Raw genomic sequence first — 22,401 nt, 5'->3', positions numbered from 1 at the left:
TAAGAAACAAGAACTTTCTTGTAAAATGAGAGATAGATTCCCTTTAAGATAGATGATTTATAGGATTGTGTCCAAATTTTACTGATTATTATCCTAGTTATAGTTTTTATGTTAAATAGATTGACATCGCTTTCATATAGGATAAAATGAAGATGATCCTGTTCTGGTGGTGTGCACTGAGAACAGTTACTTTTTATCAAAAAGTAAAGCGCTTACTTTATATTTTATTAGGAGGATAAGATGAAAGATCTATTTTTTGAAAAACGTTGCCGTTACAGTATTCGTAAGCTGTCAATCGGGGCTTGTTCCTTGATGATTGGTTCAGCTCTATTCGCAAGCCCAGCTCTTGCTGAACAGGTCGCTGTTCCTGAAGTAGCTGCTAATACGAGCGCTCAAGCTACAAGCGCTAGTGAGACAACTAATCCAGATACTGCAGCTATCGAAAAACAATTATCGGAAACAGAGAACAAAGTAGCTGAGCAACCAATTTCAGAAAACACTCCAGCAATAGCTGATTTGGTCAATGAAAAAGAAGAGGCAAAACCCGCTCCGGCAGATAAAGCTGAAAAACCTGCTCAACCAACTGATAAAGAAGAAGTCAAACCAGAGGAAGCTCCTCAAGCGGCTGAGAAGAAAGTCGACAAACCGACTCTAGCAGACGTTCCTAAAAATGAAGAAAAGAGTCTCCGACCAAAAGAAATCAAATTTGATACTTGGGAAGATTTGTTGAAATGGGAACCGCGTGCGCGTGAGGATGATTCCATCAACCGTTCCTCAGTTGAACTCGCCAAGCGCCATAGAGGCCAGTTGGTTAACGAAAAAGCAAGCAGAAGAGCTAAAGTTCAGGCGCTAGCAAATACCAACTCAAAGGCCAAAGACCACGCTTCTGTTGGTGGAGAAGAATTCAAGGCCTACGCTTTTGACTACTGGCAATACTTGGATTCAATGGTCTTCTGGGAAGGTCTAGTTCCAACTCCAGATGTCATTGATGCAGGGCACCGCAACGGAGTTCCCGTTTATGGAACCCTCTTCTTCAACTGGTCAAACAGCATTGCCGACCAAGAGAAATTTGCAGCTGCCTTGAAACAAGATGCAGATGGCACCTTCCCTATCGCACGAAAGCTTGTCGATCTTGCTAAGTACTATGGCTTTGATGGTTACTTCATTAATCAGGAAACAACGGGGGAATTGGTAGCACCTCTTGGTGAAAAAATGCGCCAATTCATGCTCTATACAAAAGAATATGCAGCTAAGGTCAACCACCCAATCAAGTATGCTTGGTACGATGCCATGACCTACAAATATGGTCGTTACCACGAAGATGGTCTAGGTGATTACAACTACCAGTTCATGCAAAAAGAAGGAGACAAAGTCCCTGCAGATCAATTTTTTGCCAATTTCAACTGGAACAAGGAAAAGAATGACCACTCCGTAGAGATGGCCAAATGGCTAGAACGTAGCCAGTATGATGTCTTTGCAGGCTTGGAATTGCAACAAGGTGGTTCATATAAGACCAAGGTCAACTGGGATGCTCTTTTAGATGAAAAAGGCAAGTTGCGCTTGTCACTTGGACTTTTTGCACCGGATACGATTACTAGTCTAGGAAAAACAGGTGAAGACTACCATAAGAACGAAGACATCTTCTTCACAGGTTACCAAGGAGATCCAACGGCTCAAAAACCAGGAGATAAAGAGTGGTATGGAATTGCCAATTTAGTTGCGGACCGCACACCAGCAGTAGGACGCACCTTCACTACCTCTTTTAATACAGGTCATGGTAGAAAGTGGTTTGTAGACGGTAAAGTTTCTAAGGATTCTGAGTGGAACTACCGTTCGGTTTCAGGTGTCTTGCCAACATGGCGCTGGTGGCAGACTTCAACGGGGGAAAAACTTCGTGCAGAATATGACTTTACAGATGCCTACAATGGCGGAAATTCTCTTAAATTCTCAGGTGATGTAGCTGGTAAGACGGACCAAGATGTGAATTTGTATTCTACCAAACTAGAAGTAACGGAGAAAACCAAACTTCGGGTTGCCCACAAGGGAGGAAAAGGCTCGAAAGTTTATATGGCCTTCTCTACGACTCCAGATTACAAATTTGAGGATGCAGAGGCATGGAAAGAACTAACTCTCTCTGATGACTGGAAGAATGAAGAATTTGACCTTAGCTCACTAGCAGGTAAAACCATCTATGCAGTCAAACTCTTCTTCGAACATGAAGGGGCTGTAAAAGATTATCAGTTCAACCTAGGACAATTAACTATCACGGATAATCACCAAGCGCCACAAGCACCTACAGGTCTCTCTGTGGTGAAGCAATCTCTTAAGAATGCCCAAGAAGCTGAAGCAGTGGTTCAATTTTCGGGTAACCAAGATGCGGATTTCTATGAAGTTTACGAAAAAGATGGGGATAACTGGCGTTTGTTGACGGGTTCATCTGCTTCAACCATCTACTTGCCAAAAGTTAGCCGTTCTGCTAATGCGACTGGTACGACTCAGGAATTGAAAGTCGTTGCAGTTGGTAAAAATGGACTCCGTTCTGAGGCTGCAACTGCGTCATTCAACTGGGGCATGACAGTTCAGGATACGACCCTCCCAAGACCTTTAGCTGAAAATATCGTTCCAGGTGCAAAGGTCATAGGTAGCACTTTCCCAAATACTGAAGGTGGAGAAGGCATTGAAGGTATGTTGAACGGTACCATTACTAGCTTGTCAGATAAGTGGTCTTCAGCTCAGTTGAGCGGTAGTGTGGATATTCGTTTGACCAAGCCACGTACCGTTGTTAGATGGGTTATGGATCATGCAGGAGCCGGTGGTGAGTCTGTTAACGATGGTTTGATGAATACCAAAGACTTTGATCTTTACTACAAGGATACAGACGGTGAGTGGAAACTAGCTAAAGAAGTCCGTGGCAACAAAGCGCACGTTACGGATATCACTCTTGACAAACCAATTACTGCCCAAGACTGGCGCCTAAAAGTTATCACTTCAGATAATGGGACGCCTTGGAAAGCCATTCGTATCTACAATTGGAAGATGTACGAAACCTTGGATACAGAAAGCCAAAATATTCCAATGGCTAAGGTAGCTGCCCGTTCACTTGGAAACCATCAAGTTCAACTAGGCTTCTCTGATGTTCCAGCGGGTGCAACTATCACCGTTTACGACAAGGCAGACTCACAAACACCAATTGCAACCTTGAAGACTGAAACTGGTGGCGACCTGGCAACTGCACCATTGGCCTTTGACAAGCAACCAAATCTCCTATACTATCGTACCCAACTACCTGGTAAAGAAATCAGTAACACCTTGGCAGTAGCGATTCCGCAGGATGAAAGAAAAATTGCTACAGTTAGCCTTGAAAAAGGGCCTAAGAAGACAGTTTATAAAGAGGGAGAAAAACTGGACCTTAGAGGCGGCACTCTCCGTGTTCAATACGAAGGGGGACAAGCAGACGAGCTGATTAACCTTACTCACTCAGGTGTGACAGTATCTGGCTACAACGCTCATCAAAAAGGGGAACAAAAGCTCACAGTTAGCTATCTTGGACTTCCAGTAAGCGGTGACTTGAAGGTACAAGTGACTGGTCAAGATGAAGGAAAACCAAAGGAAGTAGCAGGTCTGTATATTACTCAGAAACCGAAAACAGACTATCTAGTAGGAGAGCAACTGGATCTTGCAGAAGGTCGCTTCGGCGTTCTCTATGATGATGAGACAGAAGAAAGTCATGCCTTCACAGATCAAGGTGTTGAAATTACGGGCTACGATGCTCAAAAGACTGGTCGTCAGACCTTGACCTTGCATTACAAGGGGCACACCGCTGAGTTTGATGTCTTGGTTTCTCCAAAGGCTGCAGTCAATGATGAGTACCTCAAACAAGAAATCACTGCTGCCCAAGGCCGTCAGTCAACCCTTGCCTACACCTTCTCAAGCGAGGACAAACAAACAGCACTAGTAGAGAAGCTCAATGCAGCGAAAGCTGTAGCAGAAAACCATGATGCCAGTCAAGAAGAGGTCAACAAAGCTTTGAATGAGTTGAAACAAGCAGGGACAGACCTGGATGGAAATCAAAGTTATCAGACTGCTAGAGAAGAATTGGAAGGCTTGCTCGAATCCGTCCGTGAAAAAGATCCTAAAGCGGAGTTGATTGAACAGGCAGAAACTTTGTTGGCTTCAGAGATGCCAACTCCACAAGCTTTTGCGGACATGAAAGAAAAGCTGAATAAGAAACTAGCTCCTGCAGAAGAAAGTCACCATGTTGGTAGCATGGATCCAAATGAAGTGGCTCCAACGGTCGAGGCCCTCCCTGAACTAGTTATTGAAACTGAAACAACAGCCTTTGAACGTCAGGAGAGACAAAACGCCGAACTTCTCAAAGGCCAACGGCAGCTAGTGCAAGCTGGAGTTGAAGGTCAAATTCGTCACTTTGTAGAAGTTGATGCTCAGGGCAAACGCACTCTTCGTTCGACTGAGGTAGTCAAGGAAGCTCTTCCAGAAATTGTTGAAGTAGGAACGAAAGTTCTGTCAAGCAACCAACCAGCTGAAGGTGTGAAAGATTTAGTTCTAGCAACTCCGAAACTGGAAGTTGAAGAGGCTACAATGGCCTTCGAACGTCAAGAACGACCAAATGCAAGCCTTCTGAAAGGTCAACGTCAGCTAGTTCAAGCAGGTGTGGAAGGCCAAGTTCGTCACTTTGTAGAGGTGGATGCCCAAGGCAAACGCACTCTTCTTTCAACTGAAGTTCTCAAGGAAGCCCTTCCAGAAATTGTTGAAGTAGGAACGAAAGAGGATCAAGTCTCACAAACAAGGGATCAAGCTCTTTCAGCAGCACCAGCAAAAGTTGAAGAAGTAAGTAAAGAGCTGCCAAATATGGGAGCGACAAGAGATGCTAGTCTAGTAGCGCTGGGACTCCTCGGAGTAATGAGTGGCTACGGCTTGCTCTCTAAAAAGAGGAGAGAAGACTAATCGGATTTACGAATCTTGGATTTTCTCATAAAAATAAAAAACAAGGTTTGACTGTAGATTAGTCAGGCCTTGTTTTAACTAGTAGAAATCAGTGAAAGAATGAGTAAATGAGTTGTTTTGCAAGGTTTTTCTAGCTTATATTATAAAAAATATTAGTTTTAGTTGCAAGAATGAACAAGAAAAGTTTAGGGTTTTTCTATCTCTTTTGCGGATTTTGTGATATAATTAACACGTATAAAAAAAGAAGGAGTCATATCTAATGGCAAAATTGACTGTTAAAGACGTTGACTTGAAAGGGAAAAAAGTTCTCGTTCGTGTTGACTTCAACGTACCTGTTAAAGATGGCGTGATTACCAATGACAACCGTATCACTGCAGCTCTTCCAACTATCAAGTACATCCTTGAACAAGGTGGACGTGCAATCCTCTTCTCTCACCTTGGACGTGTAAAAGAAGAAGCAGACAAAGAAGGTAAATCACTTGCTCCTGTAGCTGCTGACTTGGCTGCTAAATTGGGACAAGAAGTTAAATTTATCCCAGGTGTTACACGTGGTGCTGAATTGGAAGCCGCTGTTAATGCTCTTGAAGATGGACAAGTTCTCTTGGTTGAAAACACTCGTTTCGAAGATGTTGACGGCAAGAAAGAATCTAAAAATGATCCTGAACTTGGTAAATACTGGGCATCACTTGGAGATGGTATCTTCGTAAACGATGCATTTGGTACAGCTCACCGTGCACACGCATCTAACGTTGGTATCTCAGCAAACGTTGAAAAAGCAGTTGCTGGATTCCTTCTTGAAAACGAAATTGCCTACATCCAAGAAGCAGTTGAAGCTCCAGAACGTCCATTCGTAGCGATTCTTGGTGGTTCAAAAGTTTCAGACAAGATCGGTGTTATCGAAAACTTGCTTGAAAAAGCTGATAAAGTTCTTATCGGTGGTGGGATGACTTACACATTCTACAAAGCACAAGGTATCGAAATCGGTAACTCACTTGTAGAAGAAGACAAATTGGATGTTGCGAAAGCTCTTCTTGAAAAAGCAAACGGTAAATTGATCTTGCCAGTTGACTCAAAAGAAGCAAACGCATTTGCGGACTACACTGAAGTGAAAGACACTGAGGGTGAAGCAGTAGACCCAGGTTTCCTTGGTTTGGATATCGGTCCAAAATCTATCGCTAAATTTGACGAAGCTTTGACTGGTGCCAAAACAGTTGTATGGAACGGACCTATGGGTGTATTTGAAAACCCAGACTTCCAAGCTGGTACAATCGGTGTGATGGACGCTATCGTAAAACAACCAGGTGTGAAATCAATCATCGGTGGTGGTGACTCAGCTGCAGCAGCAATCAACCTTGGTCGTGCAGACAAGTTCTCATGGATCTCTACTGGTGGTGGAGCATCAATGGAACTTCTTGAAGGTAAAGTTCTTCCAGGATTGGCAGCTTTGACTGAAAAATAAATAGTTTAACTAAAAGAAGATGGTATGACCATCTTCTTTTTAATTTAATTTATAAATATGTAGAATTATTCTATAAATAAAAAGAAAAAAGAGTAAATATTTGCATCCTGCCTTGTAAAGTGCTAGTATAAGAAGTAACGACTAAATTTAGATAAGGAAAGGGATTAAAATGAAAAATAAAAAAGAAGTCTATGGATTTCGTAAAAGCAAAGTTGCGAAAACTTTGTGTGGTGCTGTTTTAGGAACTGCTTTGATTGCTTTTGCAGACAAAGCAGTATTTGCTGATGAAGTTACAGAGACAACTAGTACAAGTACAGTTGAGGTAGCTACTACAGGAAACCCAGCCACAAATCTACCTGAAGCTCAGGGGGAAATGAGCCAAGTTGCCAAAGAAAGCCAAGCAAAGGCTGGTTCTAAAGACTCAGCTTTGCCAGTAGAAGTATCATCAACTGATTTGGATAAAGCAGTTGCCGATGCAAAATCTGCAGGAGTTAAGGTAGTTCAAGATGAAACAAAAGACAAAGGAACAGCCACAACTGCTACAGAGAATGCTCAAAAACAAGATGAGATTAAAAGCGACTATGCTAAACAGGCTGAAGAAGTAAAGACAACAACTGAAGCATATAAAAAAGAAGTCGCAGCTCATCAGGCTGAAACAGATAAAGTCAATGCTGAAAACAAAGCAGCGGATGACAAGTATCAAAAAGATCTAAAAAGTCATCAAGAAGAAGTTGAAAAAATCAACACTGCCAATGCAACAGCTAAAGCAGAATATGAGGCTAAGCTAGCACAATATCAAAAAGATTTAGCAACTGTCAAAAAAGCAAATGAAGATAGTCAACAGGATTATCAAAATAAACTTTCAGCTTACCAGACAGAATTAGCTCGAGTACAAAAAGCTAATGCTGAAGCTAAAGAGGCTTATGATAAAGCAGTAAAAGAAAACACAGCTAAAAACGAAGCGCTTAAAGCTGAAAATGAAGCGATTAAACAGCGTAATGAAACTGCAAAAGCGAATTATGAAGCAGCGATGAAGCAGTATGAAGCAGACCTTGCAGCTATTAAGAAAGCTAAAGAGGATAATGATGCTGATTATCAAGCTAAATTAGCAGCTTATCAAACAGAATTGGCACGTGTTCAAAAGGCTAATTCTGATGCAAAAGTAGCCTATGAAAAAGCTGTTGAAGAAAACACAGCTAAAAACAATGCTATCCAAGCTGAAAATGAAGCTATTAAACAACGAAATGAAACAGCCAAGGCAACTTATGAGGCTAAAATAGCACAATACGAAAAAGACTTGGCAGCAGTCAAACAAGCGAATGCAGCTAACGAAACAGACTACCAAACTAAGTTAGCGGCTTATCAGACAGAACTAGCTCGTGTTCAAAAGGCAAATGCTGATGCTAAAGCAGCTTATGAGAAGGCTGTTGAAGAAAACACAGCTAAAAATGCAGCGCTCCAAGCTGAAAACGAAGAAATCAAGCAACGGAATGCCGCGGCTAAAACTGACTATGAAGCAAAATTAGCTAAATATGAAGCTGATCTTGCCAAATATAAAAAAGAGTTGGCTGAGTATCCGGCTAAGTTGCAGGCTTATAAAGATGAGCAGGCTAAAATTAAGGCGGCCCTTGTAGAACTTGAAAATAATAAAGATCAAGATGGTTACTTGTCTAAGCCATCTGCTCAGAGCTTGGTTTACGATTTAGAACCGAATGCTCAACTTGATCTTAAAACAGAAGGAAAACTTCTCACTGCAGCAGCAGTTGATGAAGCCTTTAAGAAAGACACAGTCCAATATGGCAAGAAAAATCTTCAGTTAGACAATCTAAATGTCAAGAACTTGGAAAACGGTGCTACCGCTTCTTCGGTGGAATTGTATGGTAATATTGGAGACAAATCTGACTGGACCACCAATGTAGGGAATAAAACAGAAGTTAAATGGGGCTCTGTTCTTCTAGAACGTGGGCAAAGCGTAACTGCAACTTATACCAACCTTCAAAATTCATACTACAATGGTAAAAAGATTTCCAAGATTGTTTACAAATATACTGTAGATCCTTCTTCTCAATTTAAAAATCCTAGTGGAAAAGTTTGGTTGGGAATCTTTAGTGACCCAACTTTGGGTGTCTTTGCTTCTGCTTACACTGGTGATGTTGAAAAAGGGACTTCAATTTTCATTAAAAATGAATTTACCTTCTATGATGAAAATGACCAACCAATTAATTTTGACAATGCCCTTCTTTCAGTTGCATCTCTAAATAGAGAAAATAATTCTATTGAGATGGCCAAGGATTACACTGGTAACTTTATTAAAATTTCCGGTTCATCTGTTGGAGAAAAAGACGGAAAGATTTATGCCACAGAAACCTTGAACTTTAAAAAAGACCAAGGTGGATCTCGTTGGACTATGTATCCAAATGGTCAACCTGGTTCAGGTTGGGATTCATCAGATGCACCAAACTCTTGGTACGGTGCGGGAGCTATTAGTATGTCTGGCCCTACGAATCATGTTACTGTTGGTGCTATTTCTGCTACCCTAGTAGTTCCTTCTGATCCAGTTATGGCGGTTGATACAGGTAAAAGACCAAACATCTGGTACTCACTCAATGGTAAAATTCGTGCGGTCAACGTTCCGAAAATTACAAAAGAAAAACCAACTCCGCCAGTAGAACCGACTGCTCCACAAGCACCTACTTATGAGACAGAGAAACCATTGGAACCAGCTCCAGTAGTACCAAACTACGAAAATGAGCCAACTCCACCGGTAAAAACTCCAGATCAACCGGAGCCATCAAAACCAGAAGAGCCAACATATGAGACAGAGAAACCATTGGAACCAGCTCCAGTAGCACCAAACTACGAAAATGAGCCAACTCCACCGGTAAAAACTCCAGATCAACCGGAGCCATCAAAACCAGAAGAGCCAACATATGAGACAGAGAAACCATTGGAACCAGCTCCAGTAGCACCAAGCTATGAAAATGAGCCAACACCACCGGTAAAAACTCCAGATCAACCAGAGCCATCAAAACCAGAAGAGCCAAATTATGATCCATTGCCAACTCCGCCGGTAGCACCAACTCCTAAGCAGTTGCCAACACCACCAGCGGTGCCAACAGTTCACTTCCATTACAATCGTCTTTTTGCACAACCTCAGATTAATAAAGAAATTAAAAATGAGGATGGAGTAGATATCGACCGTACTCTCGTTGCTAAGCAGTCTGTAGTGAAGTTTGAGCTGAAAACGGAAGCTTTAACTGCAGGGCGTCCAAAAACAACTTCGTTTGTATTGGTAGATCCACTTCCAACTGGCTATCAGTTTGATTTGGAAGCGACTAAGGCTGCAAGCAAAGGTTTTGAAACAAGCTATGACAAAGCTAGTCACACTGTAACCTTTAAGGCTACTGAGGAGACCTTGGCTGCTTTCAATGCAGATTTGACAAAATCCTTTGAGACTCTATATCCAACTGTTGTTGGTCGTGTCTTGAATGATGGGGCGACTTATACAAATAACTTTACCTTGACAGTCAACGATGCCTACGGTGTCAAGTCAAATATTGTTCGTGTAACGACTCCAGGTAAACCAAATGATCCTGACAATCCAAATAACAACTACATCAAGCCTTTGAAAGTTAACAAGAACAAGCAAGGTGTGAATATTGATGGCAAAGAAGTTCTAGCTGGTTCAACGAACTACTATGAACTCACATGGGATTTGGACCAATACAAGGGAGATAAATCTTCTAAAGAAGCGATTCAAAATGGTTTCTACTATGTTGATGATTATCCAGAAGAAGCCTTAACCCTTCAACCAGAATTGGTTAAGATTCGTGATCTAGAAGGCAACCTTGTATCAGGTATCAGTGTTCAACAGTTTGATAGTTTAGAAGCTGCGCCTAAGAAGGTTCAAGATCTGTTGAAGAAAGCAAACATCACTGTTAAAGGTGCTTTCCAACTCTTCTCAGCTGATAATCCAGCCGAATTCTACAAGAACTATGTAGCAGCAGGAAAATCATTGCTCATCACAGATCCGATGACAGTTAAACCTGAATTTGGTCAAACGGGTGGTAAGTATGAAAACAAAGCCTACCAAATTGATTTTGGAAATGGCTATGCTACAGAAGTAGTTGTCAATAATGTACCGAAAATCACACCTAAAAAAGATGTGACAATCAGTATGGATCCAAGCAGTGACAATATCGATGGCCAAACAATTCCGTTGAACCAGTACTTCAATTATCGTTTAATTGGTGGTTTGATTCCACAAAATCATTCTGAGGACTTAAATGACTATAGTTTTGTAGATGATTATGACCAAAAAGGTGATCAATACACTGGAAATTATAAAGTTCTTGCCAAGGTTGATATCCGATTGAAAGACGGTCGTGTTATCAAGGCAGGGACAGACTTAACAGCTGAAACACAGGTTGAACATGATAAAGATAAGGGAATGATTACCATTCGCTTCAAGGAAGAATTCCTTCAAGAGATTCAGTTGGATTCTCCATTCCAAGCTGAGACTTATATTCAAATGAAACGAATTGCTGTCGGAACCTTTGAAAATACCTATGTAAATACTGTGAATAAAGTTGCTTACGCTTCAAACACAGTTCGCACGACAACGCCAGAACCTAAGAAACCAGGGGAGCCAACAACTCCTACTCCAAATCCAAAAGGTAACCCTACTCTACCTCAAACAGGTACAAATGATTCAAGCTACATGCCATATCTTGGTCTAGCAGCTTTAGTAGGAGTTTTAGGACTTGGTCAGTTGAAACGTAAAGAAGACGAAAGTAACTAAGCTCTGAATTTAAATAGAAAAGAGGAACTCTGTTTCCTCTTTTTTATAGCCCTAAATTAAAAACGCTTCCTATTGATTTTCACTCATAAAATCAACTAATTTATGTTAAAATGGTAGTAGAAAGTTGAGATTATGAGTTATTTTAAAAAATATAAATTTGATAAGTCACAGTTCAAGCTTGGTATGCGAACCTTCAAAACAGGGATTGCTGTATTTATAGTTCTCTTGATTTTTGGTTTTTTTGGCTGGAAGGGGCTTCAAATTGGGGCTTTGACAGCAGTCTTTAGTTTGAGAGAAAGCTTTGACAAGAGTGTTCATTTTGGGACATCACGCATTCTAGGAAACAGTATCGGAGGTTTCTACGCCCTTGTTTTCTTCCTTTTAAACACTCTATTTCAAGAAGCCTTTTGGGTAACCTTACTAGTTGTTCCGATTTGCACCATGTTAACCATTATGACAAATGTTGCCATGAACAACAAGGCAGGAGTTATCGGTGGCGTAGCGGCTATGTTAATCATTACCCTATCAATACCAAGCGGAGAAACATTTTTGTACGTATTTGCTCGTGTATTTGAAACATTTATGGGAGTTTTTGTCGCAATCCTTGTAAATTATGATATTGAGCAACTGAAACTCTTTTGGGAGAAAAAAAGAAAATAATGTTACATTTTATGACATTATTCGTTGACGTTTATCTTTTTTTAGACTATAATAGACAGGAAGAAGGAAATTGTAAATGAAGGAAAGAGAATTTCGCCGAAATATGGCTGTTTTTCCTATCGGCAGTGTTATGAAGTTGACCGATCTCTCGGCGCGTCAGATTCGTTATTATGAAGATCAAGAGTTGATCAAACCTGATCGAAACGAAGGGAACCGTCGCATGTATTCGTTGAATGACATGGATCGTCTGCTTGAAATCAAAGATTATATCTCTGAAGGTCATAATATTGCTGCGATTAAGAAAAAATATGCTGAACGCGAGGCGAAGTCCAAGAAAGCCGTGAGTCAGACGGAAGTGCGTCGTGCACTTCACAATGAACTCCTCCAGCAGGGGCGCTTTGCTTCAGTACGGTCACCCTTTGGTCGCGGTTAGGCAATCGCAAGTAGTCATATATTAAGGAGAAAACCCATGCCAATCACAGCTGCAGATATTCGTCGTGAAGTCAAGGAAAAAAATGTTACCTTTATCCGTCTCATGTTTTCAGATATTCTGGGAACCATGAAAAACGTCGAAATTCCTGCTACAGATGAACAGTTAGATAAGGTCTTGTCAAACAAAGCCATGTTTGATGGCTCTTCTATTGAAGGTTTTGTACGTATCAATGAGTCAGATATGTACTTGTACCCAGACTTGGATACATGGACAGTCTTCCCTTGGGGAGATGAAAATGGAAGTGTTGCAGGTTTGATCTGTGATGTCTATACAACAGAAGGCGAACCATTTGCAGGTGACCCTCGTGGTAATCTGAAGCGTGCACTTCGTCATATGGAAGAAGTAGGATTCAAATCCTTCAACCTTGGTCCAGAACCAGAATTCTTCCTCTTTAAGCTGGATGAAAATGGCGATCCAACTCTTGAGGTAAATGACAAGGGTGGCTACTTTGATTTGGCGCCTACTGACCTTGCAGACAATACGCGTCGTGAAATCGTTAATGTCTTGACTAAAATGGGATTTGAAGTAGAAGCGAGTCACCACGAGGTTGCGGTTGGACAACATGAAATTGACTTCAAGTATGATGAAGTCCTCCGTGCCTGTGACAAGATTCAAATCTTTAAGCTCGTTGTTAAAACCATTGCTCGTAAACACGGTCTTTACGCAACCTTTATGGCGAAACCAAAATTTGGTATCGCTGGATCAGGTATGCACTGTAATATGTCCTTGTTTGATGCAGAAGGAAACAATGCCTTCTTTGATCCAAATGATCCAAAAGGAATGCAGTTGTCTGAAACAGCCTACCATTTTCTTGGTGGTTTGATCAAGCATGCTTACAACTATACTGCTATCATGAACCCAACAGTTAACTCATACAAACGTTTGGTTCCAGGTTATGAAGCACCTGTTTACATTGCTTGGGCTGGTCGTAACCGTTCGCCACTTGTGCGCGTACCGGCTTCACGCGGTATGGGAACTCGTCTTGAGTTGCGTTCAGTGGACCCAATGGCAAACCCATACATCGCTATGGCTGTTCTTTTGGAAGTTGGTTTGCATGGTATTGAAAACAAAATCGAAGCACCAGCTCCTATCGAAGAGAATATCTACATCATGACAGCAGAAGAGCGTAAGGAAGCTGGGATCACAGATCTTCCATCAACTCTTCACAACGCCTTGAAAGCTTTGACAGAAGATGAAGTGGTCAAGGCTGCCCTAGGTGAACATATCTACACTAGCTTCCTTGAAGCGAAACGTATCGAGTGGGCTAGCTATGCAACATTTGTTTCACAATGGGAAGTTGATAATTATTTAGATCTTTACTAATATAGAAGAAAGATTGCCTGAGGGTGATCTTTTTTTGCATTTTATATCGAGATGTGATATAGTTTATGTAACGAAGTGCGATATATCGAACTAAATAGGAGGTGGGATTAAATGGAATTGACGGATAAGATTCGTCGTGTTTACCTTCCGATGACGGAAACAGGATTTTATATCTTGTTCTGTCTACAAAAGGAACGTCATGGTTATAGTATTACACAAAAGGTCAAGGAGATGACAGATTCACAAGTTTTGATTAGTCCTGGAACTATGTATGGAACCTTGTCAAAAATGGAAAAGGATGGCTTGATCTCCTTTGTCCGAGAGGAGGAAAAACGGAAAATCTATCAGATAACAGATTTGGGACGAAAGGTTTTGGAGATTGAATTGAAACGTATTGAACGGCTCTATAGAAACAGTCGGGAGGAAGTATGATGGAAAAGAAGGTTGTATATCGGATATCTACAATTGCAGATTATGATAGAGAGGCCTTATACCTTGGGGAAATGCATGCTAAGGGCTGGAAACTTAAGGAAGTAAGCTACTCTAACTTAGTAGTTGCGGTTAAGTATACTTTTGAAAAGTGCCAACCGGAGCAGGTGTCTTATCAGTTGGACTTTTATCCCATGAAAAAATCAGAGAGAGCCTCCTATTTACAACTATTTAAAGACTGTGGCTGGGAGCATATTACAGACTTTAATAGTTTTTCCTATTTTAGAAAAGCGCATTCTGAAATTGAATCGGATACTGAGTTTGAAATCTATAATGACGCTACAGGGAAGTTAGCTATGATCAAACGGATTTTAATAATGCGGATGCTTCCTATTTTGATTCTATTTTTAGCTCTATTGCCGGTTTTCTCAAAGTTTATCAGTAGAGGTAGTTCTTTCAGTTGGGGAATGTTTTTGATTGTCATAATAGATTGTGTTTTATTGATAGTTTTTGCGGTTCAGATTTCTTATATTTTTTGGAGCTTGTTTCAAAAGTGGAAAGAATTATCTGAAAAATAAAACCATGTATGTTTTCTGATTTGGAGGTAAGACAATGAATAGCAAAGTACAATTTAGGATTTTCACTATTGTTGATTTGGACAAGGAAGAAGAATTTTTATATGAGATGCACTTGAAAGGTTGGAGATATAGAACTAGTCGTTTTGGTTTTTTCTATTTTGACCAATGTCAACCGGACGATGTCATCTACCATATCTATGATTCTAGATTTCTTAAAAAGTATAAGCATGAACTACAAGATTTTAGAAATAGCGGTTGGGAATTGATAGAAACAGGTTTTTGTTCAATTCTTCGTAAACCAACTTCTGATATACTTTCAGAGGAGAAAGTCTATATGAGTAAGGGTCTCAGATGGGAAGTTATGCGGTCTAGACTTCGTTCCTGTATAGCCACTTTTTCAGGTGGTCTTGTTGTTTGCATGAGTTTGTATCGAGAAAACTTGTCTCAGTCTTTCTTTATTATTTTCGTTTTATACGCTTGGTTAATTTCTTATCTAATCTATGGTTTTTTCAGACTTAAAAGGAAATACCAAGTAGATGAAAAATAAGTTTCTAGGTCTTCAGACTGATTTTTAGCACTCTTGACAAAAGAGTGCTAATTTTTTGAGTTTTTGTCTTGACATTCTCTTCTAAGGGTGTATAATAGAATCATGAGTTAGCACTCGGATGTATGGAGTGCTAAGCGATCGGACAGAGAGGAGTGATGAGATGGTTACAGAGCGTCAGCAGGATATTTTAAATCTGATTATTGACATCTTTACCAAAACGCACGAACCTGTCGGATCCAAGGCGCTACAAGAGTCTATCAATTCTAGTAGTGCTACCATTCGTAATGACATGGCAGCTCTAGAGAAGCAGGGTTTGCTTGAGAAGGCTCATACCTCAAGCGGTCGGATGCCAAGTGTCGCGGGATTTCAGTACTATGTGAAACACTCGCTTGCTTTTGACAGACTGGCTGAAAATGAGGTATACGAGATTGTCAAAGCCTTTGATCAGGAATTCTTCAAACTGGAGGATATTCTGCAAGAGGCTGCTAATCTACTGACAGACCTGAGTGGCTGTACGGTAGTAGCACTGGATGTTGAGCCGAGCAGGCAACGGTTGACAGCCTTTGATATCGTTGTTTTGGGGCAACATACAGCCTTGGCAGTATTTACCCTAGACGAGTCGCGAACGGTTACCAGTCAATTTCTGATTCCAAGAAACTTCTTACAGGAAGATTTGCTGAAATTGAAGAGCATCATTCAGGAACGTTTCCTCGGTCATACCGTTCTGGATATTCACTACAAGATTCGGACGGAGATTCCGCAGATTATCCAGCGTTACTTTACGACAACGGACAATGTCATGGATCTCTTTGAACATATTTTTAAAGAAATGTTCAACGAAAACATTGTGGTGTCGGGCAAGGTCAATCTCTTGAATTTTGCCAATCTAGCAGCCTATCAGTTCTTTGACCAACCGCAAAAGGTGGCTCTAGAGATTCGTGAAGGTCTGCATGAAGATAAAATGCAAAATGTCCGTGTTGCGGACAGTCAGGAATCCTGTCTAGCTAACCTAGCAGTGATTAGCAGTAAATTCCTCATTCCTTATCGAGGTTTTGGAATTCTGGCAATTATCGGTCCGGTCAATCTGGATTACCAGCAATTGGTCAACCAAGTCAATGTGGTCAATCGTGTTTTGACGATGAAGTTGACAGATTTTTACCGCTACCTCAGCAGTAATCATTACGAAGTACATTAAGATTGAAATCATTAAAGGAGGCGAAAATGGCCCAAGATATAAAAAATGAAGAAATGAAAGAAGAGGAAGTTGTGGAAACAACTGAAGAAACAACTCCTGAAAAGTCAGAGTTGGACTTGGCAAATGAACGTGCAGATGAGTTTGAAAATAAATACCTTCGCGCTCATGCAGAAATGCAAAATATTCAACGCCGTGCCAATGAAGAACGTCAAAACTTGCAACGTTATCGTAGCCAAGACCTGGCAAAAGCAATCTTACCATCGCTCGACAACTTAGAACGTGCACTAGCCGTTGAAGGTTTGACAGACGATGTTAAAAAAGGATTGGAGATGGTGCAAGAAAGCTTGGTTTACGCTTTGAAAGAAGAAGGAATCGAAGAAATCGCAGCTGACGGCGAATTTGACCATAACTATCATATGGCCATCCAAACTCTCCCAGCAGATGATGAACATCCAGCAGATACCATCGCCCAAGTCTTTCAAAAAGGCTACAAACTCCATGACCGCATCCTACGCCCAGCCATGGTAGTAGTATATAACTAGGCAACAGAGCTTAAAAATTTTGTCCGAAATGACAATAAACTATGAAGAAAGTTAAGAAAGTTGTTCAGCTTTGCAATAGTGAGCAAAGCGAACCAAGGACGATACTCTTCGCCGTGGCGCTATTTGCGCAAACTTTGAGACCTTAGGCTCAAAGTTTAGTCAAAGAGATTGACGAGTCAAGCTCTGACGGCGTCGCCACCTAAGAAGAGTATCAAAAAGAAAGAATATAAAATTTAAGGAGAAAAACACATGTCTAAAATTATCGGTATTGACTTAGGTACAACAAACTCAGCAGTTGCAGTTCTTGAAGGAACTGAAAGCAAAATCATCGCAAACCCAGAAGGAAACCGCACAACTCCATCTGTAGTATCATTCAAAAACGGAGAAATCATTGTTGGTGACGCTGCGAAACGTCAAGCAGTCACAAACCCAGATACAGTTATCTCTATCAAATCTAAGATGGGAACTTCTGAAAAAGTTTCTGCAAATGGAAAAGAATATACTCCACAAGAAATCTCAGCTATGATTCTTCAATACTTGAAAGGTTACGCTGAAGAATACCTTGGTGAAAAAGTAACCAAAGCAGTTATCACAGTCCCAGCTTACTTCAACGACGCTCAACGTCAAGCAACTAAAGACGCTGGTAAAATCGCTGGTCTTGAAGTAGAACGTATCGTCAACGAACCAACTGCAGCAGCTCTTGCTTACGGTTTGGACAAGACTGACAAAGAAGAAAAAATCTTGGTATTCGACCTTGGTGGTGGTACATTCGACGTATCTATCCTTGAATTGGGTGACGGTGTCTTCGATGTATTGTCAACTGCAGGGGACAACAAACTCGGTGGTGACGACTTTGACCAAAAAATCATCGATCACTTGGTAGCAGAATTCAAGAAAGAAAACGGTATTGACTTGTCTACTGACAAGATGGCAATGCAACGTTTGAAAGATGCAGCTGAAAAAGCTAAGAAAGACCTTTCTGGTGTAACTTCAACTCAAATCAGCTTGCCATTCATCACTGCAGGTGAGGCTGGACCTCTTCACTTGGAAATGACTTTGACTCGTGCGAAATTTGACGATTTGACTCGTGATCTTGTAGAGCGTACAAAAGTTCCAGTTCGTCAAGCCCTTTCAGATGCAGGTTTGAGCTTGTCAGATATCGACGAAGTTATCCTTGTTGGTGGTTCAACTCGTATCCCAGCCGTTGTAGAAGCTGTTAAGGCTGAAACTGGTAAAGAACCAAACAAATCAGTAAACCCTGACGAAGTTGTTGCTATGGGTGCTGCCATCCAAGGTGGTGTGATTACTGGTGATGTGAAAGACGTTGTCCTTCTTGACGTAACACCATTGTCACTTGGTATCGAAACAATGGGTGGAGTCTTCACAAAACTCATCGACCGCAACACTACAATCCCAACATCTAAATCACAAGTCTTCTCAACTGCGGCAGACAACCAACCGGCCGTTGATATCCACGTTCTTCAAGGTGAACGTCCAATGGCAGCAGATAACAAGACTCTTGGACGCTTCCAATTGACTGACATCCCGGCTGCACCTCGTGGAATTCCTCAAATCGAAGTAACATTTGACATCGACAAGAACGGTATCGTGTCTGTTAAGGCCAAAGACCTTGGAACTCAAAAAGAACAAACTATTGTCATCCAATCTAACTCAGGTTTGACTGATGAAGAAATCGACCGCATGATGAAAGATGCAGAAGCAAATGCTGAAGCAGATAAGAAACGTAAAGAAGAAGTAGACCTTCGTAACGAAGTAGACCAAGCAATCTTTGCGACTGAAAAGACAATCAAGGAAACTGAAGGAAAAGGCTTCGATGCAGAACGTGATGCTGCCCAAGCTGCACTTGATGACCTTAAGAAAGCGCAAGAAGACAACAACTTGGACGAAATGAAAGCAAAACTCGAAGCCTTGAATGAAAAAGCTCAAGGACTTGCTGTTAAACTCTACGAACAAGCTGCAGCAGCGCAACAAGCTCAAGCAGGAGCAGAAGGCGCACAAACAACAGGAAACGCAGGCGATGACGTCGTAGACGGAGAGTTTACGGAGAAGTAAGATGTTGAGGTATTAATATGAATGATAGAATTGAATTAGAACTCATTTCTGATGAAACTCATGAAAATGGTACATATGATGAGAGAGTGAGGACTTATAAATGCCCTTGTGGTCAAGGAACTGTTGTCTGGTCTAAAGAACGTCCGAATGGTAGTGGTTACGGCTATCAAGCAACTTTTTCAGATGCATTTTGCTATTGTGACAATTGTAAAGATAAATATGATGTTAGCGAATGGAAAGGCTATGCGATTCCGCTATAAATCATAAAGTATGGAAATCCAGAGGTTGTAACCCAGCCTCTGTTTTTCGGTAAAATAGAGGGTGTAGTCTATGAAAAAAGTACTTTGTATCATTTATCCTAATTTTTCTCTTTATGAGATAGCCGCTTTAACGAGTATTTTGGCTCTGTCTTTTGACATCACGATTGATTATGTAGCTTCAGATCATTCGATGGTGATCTCTGAGGATGGCTTGCCTTGTTTACCTACAAAAACATTGGATCAAGTACGTATAGAAGATTATTCTTGTGTCATTTTGCCAGGAATGGTAAATATAGGGCCTGCTCTACAGGATGAAAAATTAAATTCGTTTTTGAGGGGACTCGGCAAGCAGGATGTCTTAATTGCAGCTATTTCTTCAGCGCCTATTTTGTTGGCAAAAGCAGGTTTATTGAATGATACGAAATTTACAGGTGGGATTTGGCAAAACTTCTTTGACTATTTTGAATTTCTTCCTCGGGAAAATTTCAAAGCAAAAGCTGTCCTGCAAGATAAAAATATCATTACTGCTATTGGCTTTGCACATCAAGAGTTTGCAAGAAAAGTAATTCTTGGTCTAGGTTTGGCAGAAAATACTGACAACTATTTTAAAGAACAGAACGAATATTCAGAAGAGGACTTGATTTTTACTCTATCGGACAAAGAGTTTGATGAAGTGAAACAGAGTATAGAAAATACCCTCTAATGATTTACTTATAAACTATAGAAAGGAATAAGGGTGTTCGTAATTGAACTCGAGCGGGAAGCTTGGAAATTAGATAAACCTCCTAAGAAATCAGGATTTCTTGTCGGTTTCCTAAATTTCAGTCGCTTTCTGTTCGCTCTTAGTATCTTGTATGAACAATACTGAATTTTATGATCGTCTGGGGGTGTCAAAAAACGCTTCGTCAGACGAGATCAAAAAGGCTTATCGTAAGCTTTCAAAAAAATACCACCCAGATATCAACAAGGAGCCTGGTGCTGAAGAAAAATACAAGGAAGTTCAAGAAGCCTATGAGACTTTGAGTGACGATCAAAAACGTGCAGCCTATGACCAATATGGTGCTGCAGGTGCCAACGGTGGCTTTGGTGGTGCTGGCGGTTTTGGTGGCTTTGACGGAGCAGGTGGCTTTGGTGGTTTTGAAGATATCTTCTCAAGTTTTTTCGGGGGAGGCGGAGCTTCACGCAATCCAAACGCTCCTCGTCAAGGGGATGACCTCCAGTACCGTGTGAACTTGACCTTTGAAGAAGCTATTTTTGGAACAGAAAAAGAAGTGAAATACAACCGTGAAGCCAGCTGTCGTACCTGTAATGGATCTGGTGCTAAGCCAGGGACAAGTCCAGTCACTTGTGGACGCTGTCATGGCGCTGGTGTCATTAACGTCGATACGCAGACTCCGCTTGGTATGATGCGTCGCCAAGTAACCTGTGATGTCTGTCATGGTCGCGGAAAAGAAATCAAGGATCCATGTACAACTTGTCATGGAACAGGTCATGAAAAACAAGCTCATAGCGTACATGTAAAAATCCCTGCTGGTGTGGAAACAGGCCAACAAATCCGCCTCGCGGGTCAAGGTGAAGCAGGCTTTAACGGTGGACCTTACGGAGACTTGTACGTGGTGGTTTCAGTAGAAGCTAGCGATAAGTTTGAACGTGAAGGAACAACTATTTTCTACAAGTTAAACCTCAATATTGTCCAAGCTACTCTTGGAGATACTGTTGAAATTCCAACCGTGCATGGAGATGTTGAATTGGTTATCCCAGAAGGAACACAGACTGGCAAGAAATTCCGTCTACGTGGCAAGGGAGCACCAAGCCTTCGTGGCGGTGCTGTTGGTGACCAATACGTTACTGTCAATGTCGTGACTCCGACAGGTTTGAACGACCGCCAAAAAGCAGCGCTTAAAGAATTCGCAGCTGCAGGTGACTTGAAAGTCAATCCAAAGAAAAAAGGCTTCTTTGATCATATAAAAGATGCCTTTGAAGGAGAATAAAGTAAAAAGAGCCGGCGGGCTCTTTTTTTGTATAATCTTGGGAAATTTAGCATCGAGCAATCATTCTCCAATTAGTCTACTATTTATACTTTTGAGTGAGCAAGCCAGCAGTATCCATCTCCTGAATGAGTTGTTTGATTTCCTCTTCTTTACCAGATTTCACGGTGATGGTATCAATGTGCTTGATTGCCGAATTATCCTGAATATCGACCAAGGTCAAAGCTTTTTCATAGAAAGCAATTCCCTTTTTAAGACTTTCTTGATCTTTCCAATTTAGAATTGTGTAAGAAGATTTTGATTTCTTTCCTTTTTCTTGGAAATACTTCTCGCCCTCCTCCTTTAAAAATTGTATTAAACCGTGATTGAACAAGTTGTCCCCTACTTTATAGTAGGAAATATCTCCTGTCTGGAGGACATAGACTTTAAGTCGGTTTTTGGTGAGTTTTGGACTTTCTTTTAGGACGGGGTGACTATTGATGACCTCGTCTGAGAAAGTAACATAAAAATCTAGGCCTCCACCCTCGTATTGATAGTGTCCATCCGATTCTACTTTCTCAGGAGGCATGTCAAGGGAGGTAAAGATTTGTTTTAAGTCGTCATTCCCTTTTCGGATGTCACTTGGTGAAGCTTTGAAAAGATTCATCAGTAGTAGAAATGCCAAGGCTGCAAGCAGGCAGAGGCAACCACAAGGGATCGCGATGACCTTCGCTAGAACTTTTACAAACTGTTTCATTTTCATTCCCTCCCTTTTCTGTTCGAATCTAGTAACCCAAAATGGATTTAAGGAAAGTTGGAGGCTTTCTTATTCTTGTTTTTCTTCTTGGAGGACCGCCATTCTAGTCTGGAAATCTTTTTCCAAGACTTTAAATTTATAGGTTAAATCTTTTTGGTATTCTTTGATAAGGGCTTTTTGTTGGTCGATGATTTGTAGGCTGTTTTGGATGATATCCAAATCATCCTTGATAGCTTGGACGCGGTCAGTTGTATCTAGCACTTCATCCTGAATGGCTTGGCGATTTTTCACGACAAAATAACTTCCAGCTGCAGCTCCTGCGAATAGCAGTAGATTTGATAGTTTCATGGCA

The 22,401-nt window shown here is 41.1% G+C and carries 17 protein-coding genes; 15 read left to right on the top strand and 2 right to left on the bottom strand.

Going from position 1 to position 22,401, the window contains the following annotated elements:
• The first annotated feature begins 240 nt into the window (after positions 1 to 240).
• The 15 genes from O3652_RS07605 (at position 241) to dnaJ (ending at position 21,316) form a co-directional block, all read left to right on the top strand.
• Positions 241 to 4,965 carry a bacterial Ig-like domain-containing protein gene (locus tag O3652_RS07605; RefSeq protein WP_371590240.1) on the top strand — a complete coding sequence of 1,575 codons (4,725 nt, stop codon included), beginning with the start codon at positions 241 to 243 and terminating at the stop codon, positions 4,963 to 4,965.
• 259 nt (positions 4,966 to 5,224) lie between these two features.
• A complete protein-coding gene (gene pgk / locus O3652_RS07600) occupies positions 5,225 to 6,424 on the top strand; it encodes a phosphoglycerate kinase (RefSeq protein WP_001096770.1) in 1,200 nt (399 codons plus the stop codon).
• Positions 6,425 to 6,593: 169 nt separating this feature from the next.
• The gene (locus O3652_RS07595) at positions 6,594 to 11,225 is read left to right on the top strand and encodes an antigen I/II family LPXTG-anchored adhesin (protein ID WP_371590239.1); all 4,632 of its coding nucleotides are present in this window, start codon (positions 6,594 to 6,596) and stop codon (positions 11,223 to 11,225) included.
• A gap of 132 nt (positions 11,226 to 11,357) precedes the next feature.
• On the top strand, positions 11,358 to 11,885 hold the full coding sequence (locus O3652_RS07590) for an aromatic acid exporter family protein (RefSeq protein ID WP_371590238.1): 528 nt from the start codon (positions 11,358 to 11,360) through the stop codon (positions 11,883 to 11,885).
• A gap of 76 nt (positions 11,886 to 11,961) precedes the next feature.
• Complete coding sequence (gene glnR, locus O3652_RS07585; RefSeq protein WP_000664333.1) at positions 11,962 to 12,318, top strand: transcriptional repressor GlnR; 357 nt, start codon at positions 11,962 to 11,964, stop codon at positions 12,316 to 12,318.
• Positions 12,319 to 12,354: 36 nt separating this feature from the next.
• Positions 12,355 to 13,701: a type I glutamate--ammonia ligase gene (gene glnA / locus O3652_RS07580; protein ID WP_001122885.1), complete on the top strand. Its 1,347-nt coding sequence runs from the start codon at positions 12,355 to 12,357 to the stop codon at positions 13,699 to 13,701.
• 111 nt (positions 13,702 to 13,812) lie between these two features.
• Complete coding sequence (locus O3652_RS07575; protein ID WP_042768018.1) at positions 13,813 to 14,133, top strand: PadR family transcriptional regulator; 321 nt, start codon at positions 13,813 to 13,815, stop codon at positions 14,131 to 14,133.
• Positions 14,133 to 14,708: a DUF2812 domain-containing protein gene (locus O3652_RS07570; RefSeq protein ID WP_371590253.1), complete on the top strand. Its 576-nt coding sequence runs from the start codon at positions 14,133 to 14,135 to the stop codon at positions 14,706 to 14,708. Before O3652_RS07575 ends, O3652_RS07570 begins: the two co-directional genes overlap by 1 nt.
• A gap of 34 nt (positions 14,709 to 14,742) precedes the next feature.
• Positions 14,743 to 15,255 carry a DUF2812 domain-containing protein gene (locus O3652_RS07565; protein WP_371590236.1) on the top strand — a complete coding sequence of 171 codons (513 nt, stop codon included), beginning with the start codon at positions 14,743 to 14,745 and terminating at the stop codon, positions 15,253 to 15,255.
• Between the two features lie 160 nt (positions 15,256 to 15,415).
• Positions 15,416 to 16,450 carry a heat-inducible transcriptional repressor HrcA gene (hrcA, locus tag O3652_RS07560; protein WP_371590235.1) on the top strand — a complete coding sequence of 345 codons (1,035 nt, stop codon included), beginning with the start codon at positions 15,416 to 15,418 and terminating at the stop codon, positions 16,448 to 16,450.
• Between the two features lie 26 nt (positions 16,451 to 16,476).
• The gene (gene grpE / locus O3652_RS07555) at positions 16,477 to 16,992 is read left to right on the top strand and encodes a nucleotide exchange factor GrpE (protein ID WP_000046025.1); all 516 of its coding nucleotides are present in this window, start codon (positions 16,477 to 16,479) and stop codon (positions 16,990 to 16,992) included.
• Positions 16,993 to 17,241: 249 nt separating this feature from the next.
• Positions 17,242 to 19,065 (top strand): molecular chaperone DnaK, encoded by a 1,824-nt coding sequence (gene dnaK, locus O3652_RS07550; protein ID WP_049485025.1) that lies wholly within the window; start codon positions 17,242 to 17,244, stop codon positions 19,063 to 19,065.
• Positions 19,066 to 19,082: 17 nt separating this feature from the next.
• Positions 19,083 to 19,325, top strand: coding sequence for a hypothetical protein (locus tag O3652_RS07545; protein ID WP_049519834.1), 243 nt, complete (start codon positions 19,083 to 19,085; stop codon positions 19,323 to 19,325).
• A gap of 70 nt (positions 19,326 to 19,395) precedes the next feature.
• Positions 19,396 to 20,028 (top strand): DJ-1/PfpI family protein, encoded by a 633-nt coding sequence (locus tag O3652_RS07540; RefSeq protein WP_371590234.1) that lies wholly within the window; start codon positions 19,396 to 19,398, stop codon positions 20,026 to 20,028.
• 151 nt (positions 20,029 to 20,179) lie between these two features.
• The gene (gene dnaJ / locus O3652_RS07535; protein ID WP_084917195.1) at positions 20,180 to 21,316 is read left to right on the top strand and encodes a molecular chaperone DnaJ; all 1,137 of its coding nucleotides are present in this window, start codon (positions 20,180 to 20,182) and stop codon (positions 21,314 to 21,316) included.
• Positions 21,317 to 21,395: 79 nt separating this feature from the next.
• On the opposite strand, the gene O3652_RS07530 is transcribed toward dnaJ, so the two are convergent.
• Together O3652_RS07530 and O3652_RS07525 are read right to left on the bottom strand one after the other, a co-directional pair.
• A complete protein-coding gene (locus O3652_RS07530; protein ID WP_371590233.1) occupies positions 21,396 to 22,049 on the bottom strand; it encodes a hypothetical protein in 654 nt (217 codons plus the stop codon).
• Between the two features lie 69 nt (positions 22,050 to 22,118).
• Complete coding sequence (locus O3652_RS07525) at positions 22,119 to 22,397, bottom strand: hypothetical protein (protein WP_000777745.1); 279 nt, start codon at positions 22,395 to 22,397, stop codon at positions 22,119 to 22,121.
• Positions 22,398 to 22,401 lie beyond the last annotated feature (4 nt).

Source organism: Streptococcus sp. 27098_8_23 (assembly GCF_041432195.1).
Taxonomy (GTDB): domain Bacteria; phylum Bacillota; class Bacilli; order Lactobacillales; family Streptococcaceae; genus Streptococcus.
The sequence above is the reverse complement of the archived record's forward strand: the minus strand, read 5'-3'. Positions and strand labels throughout refer to the sequence as shown.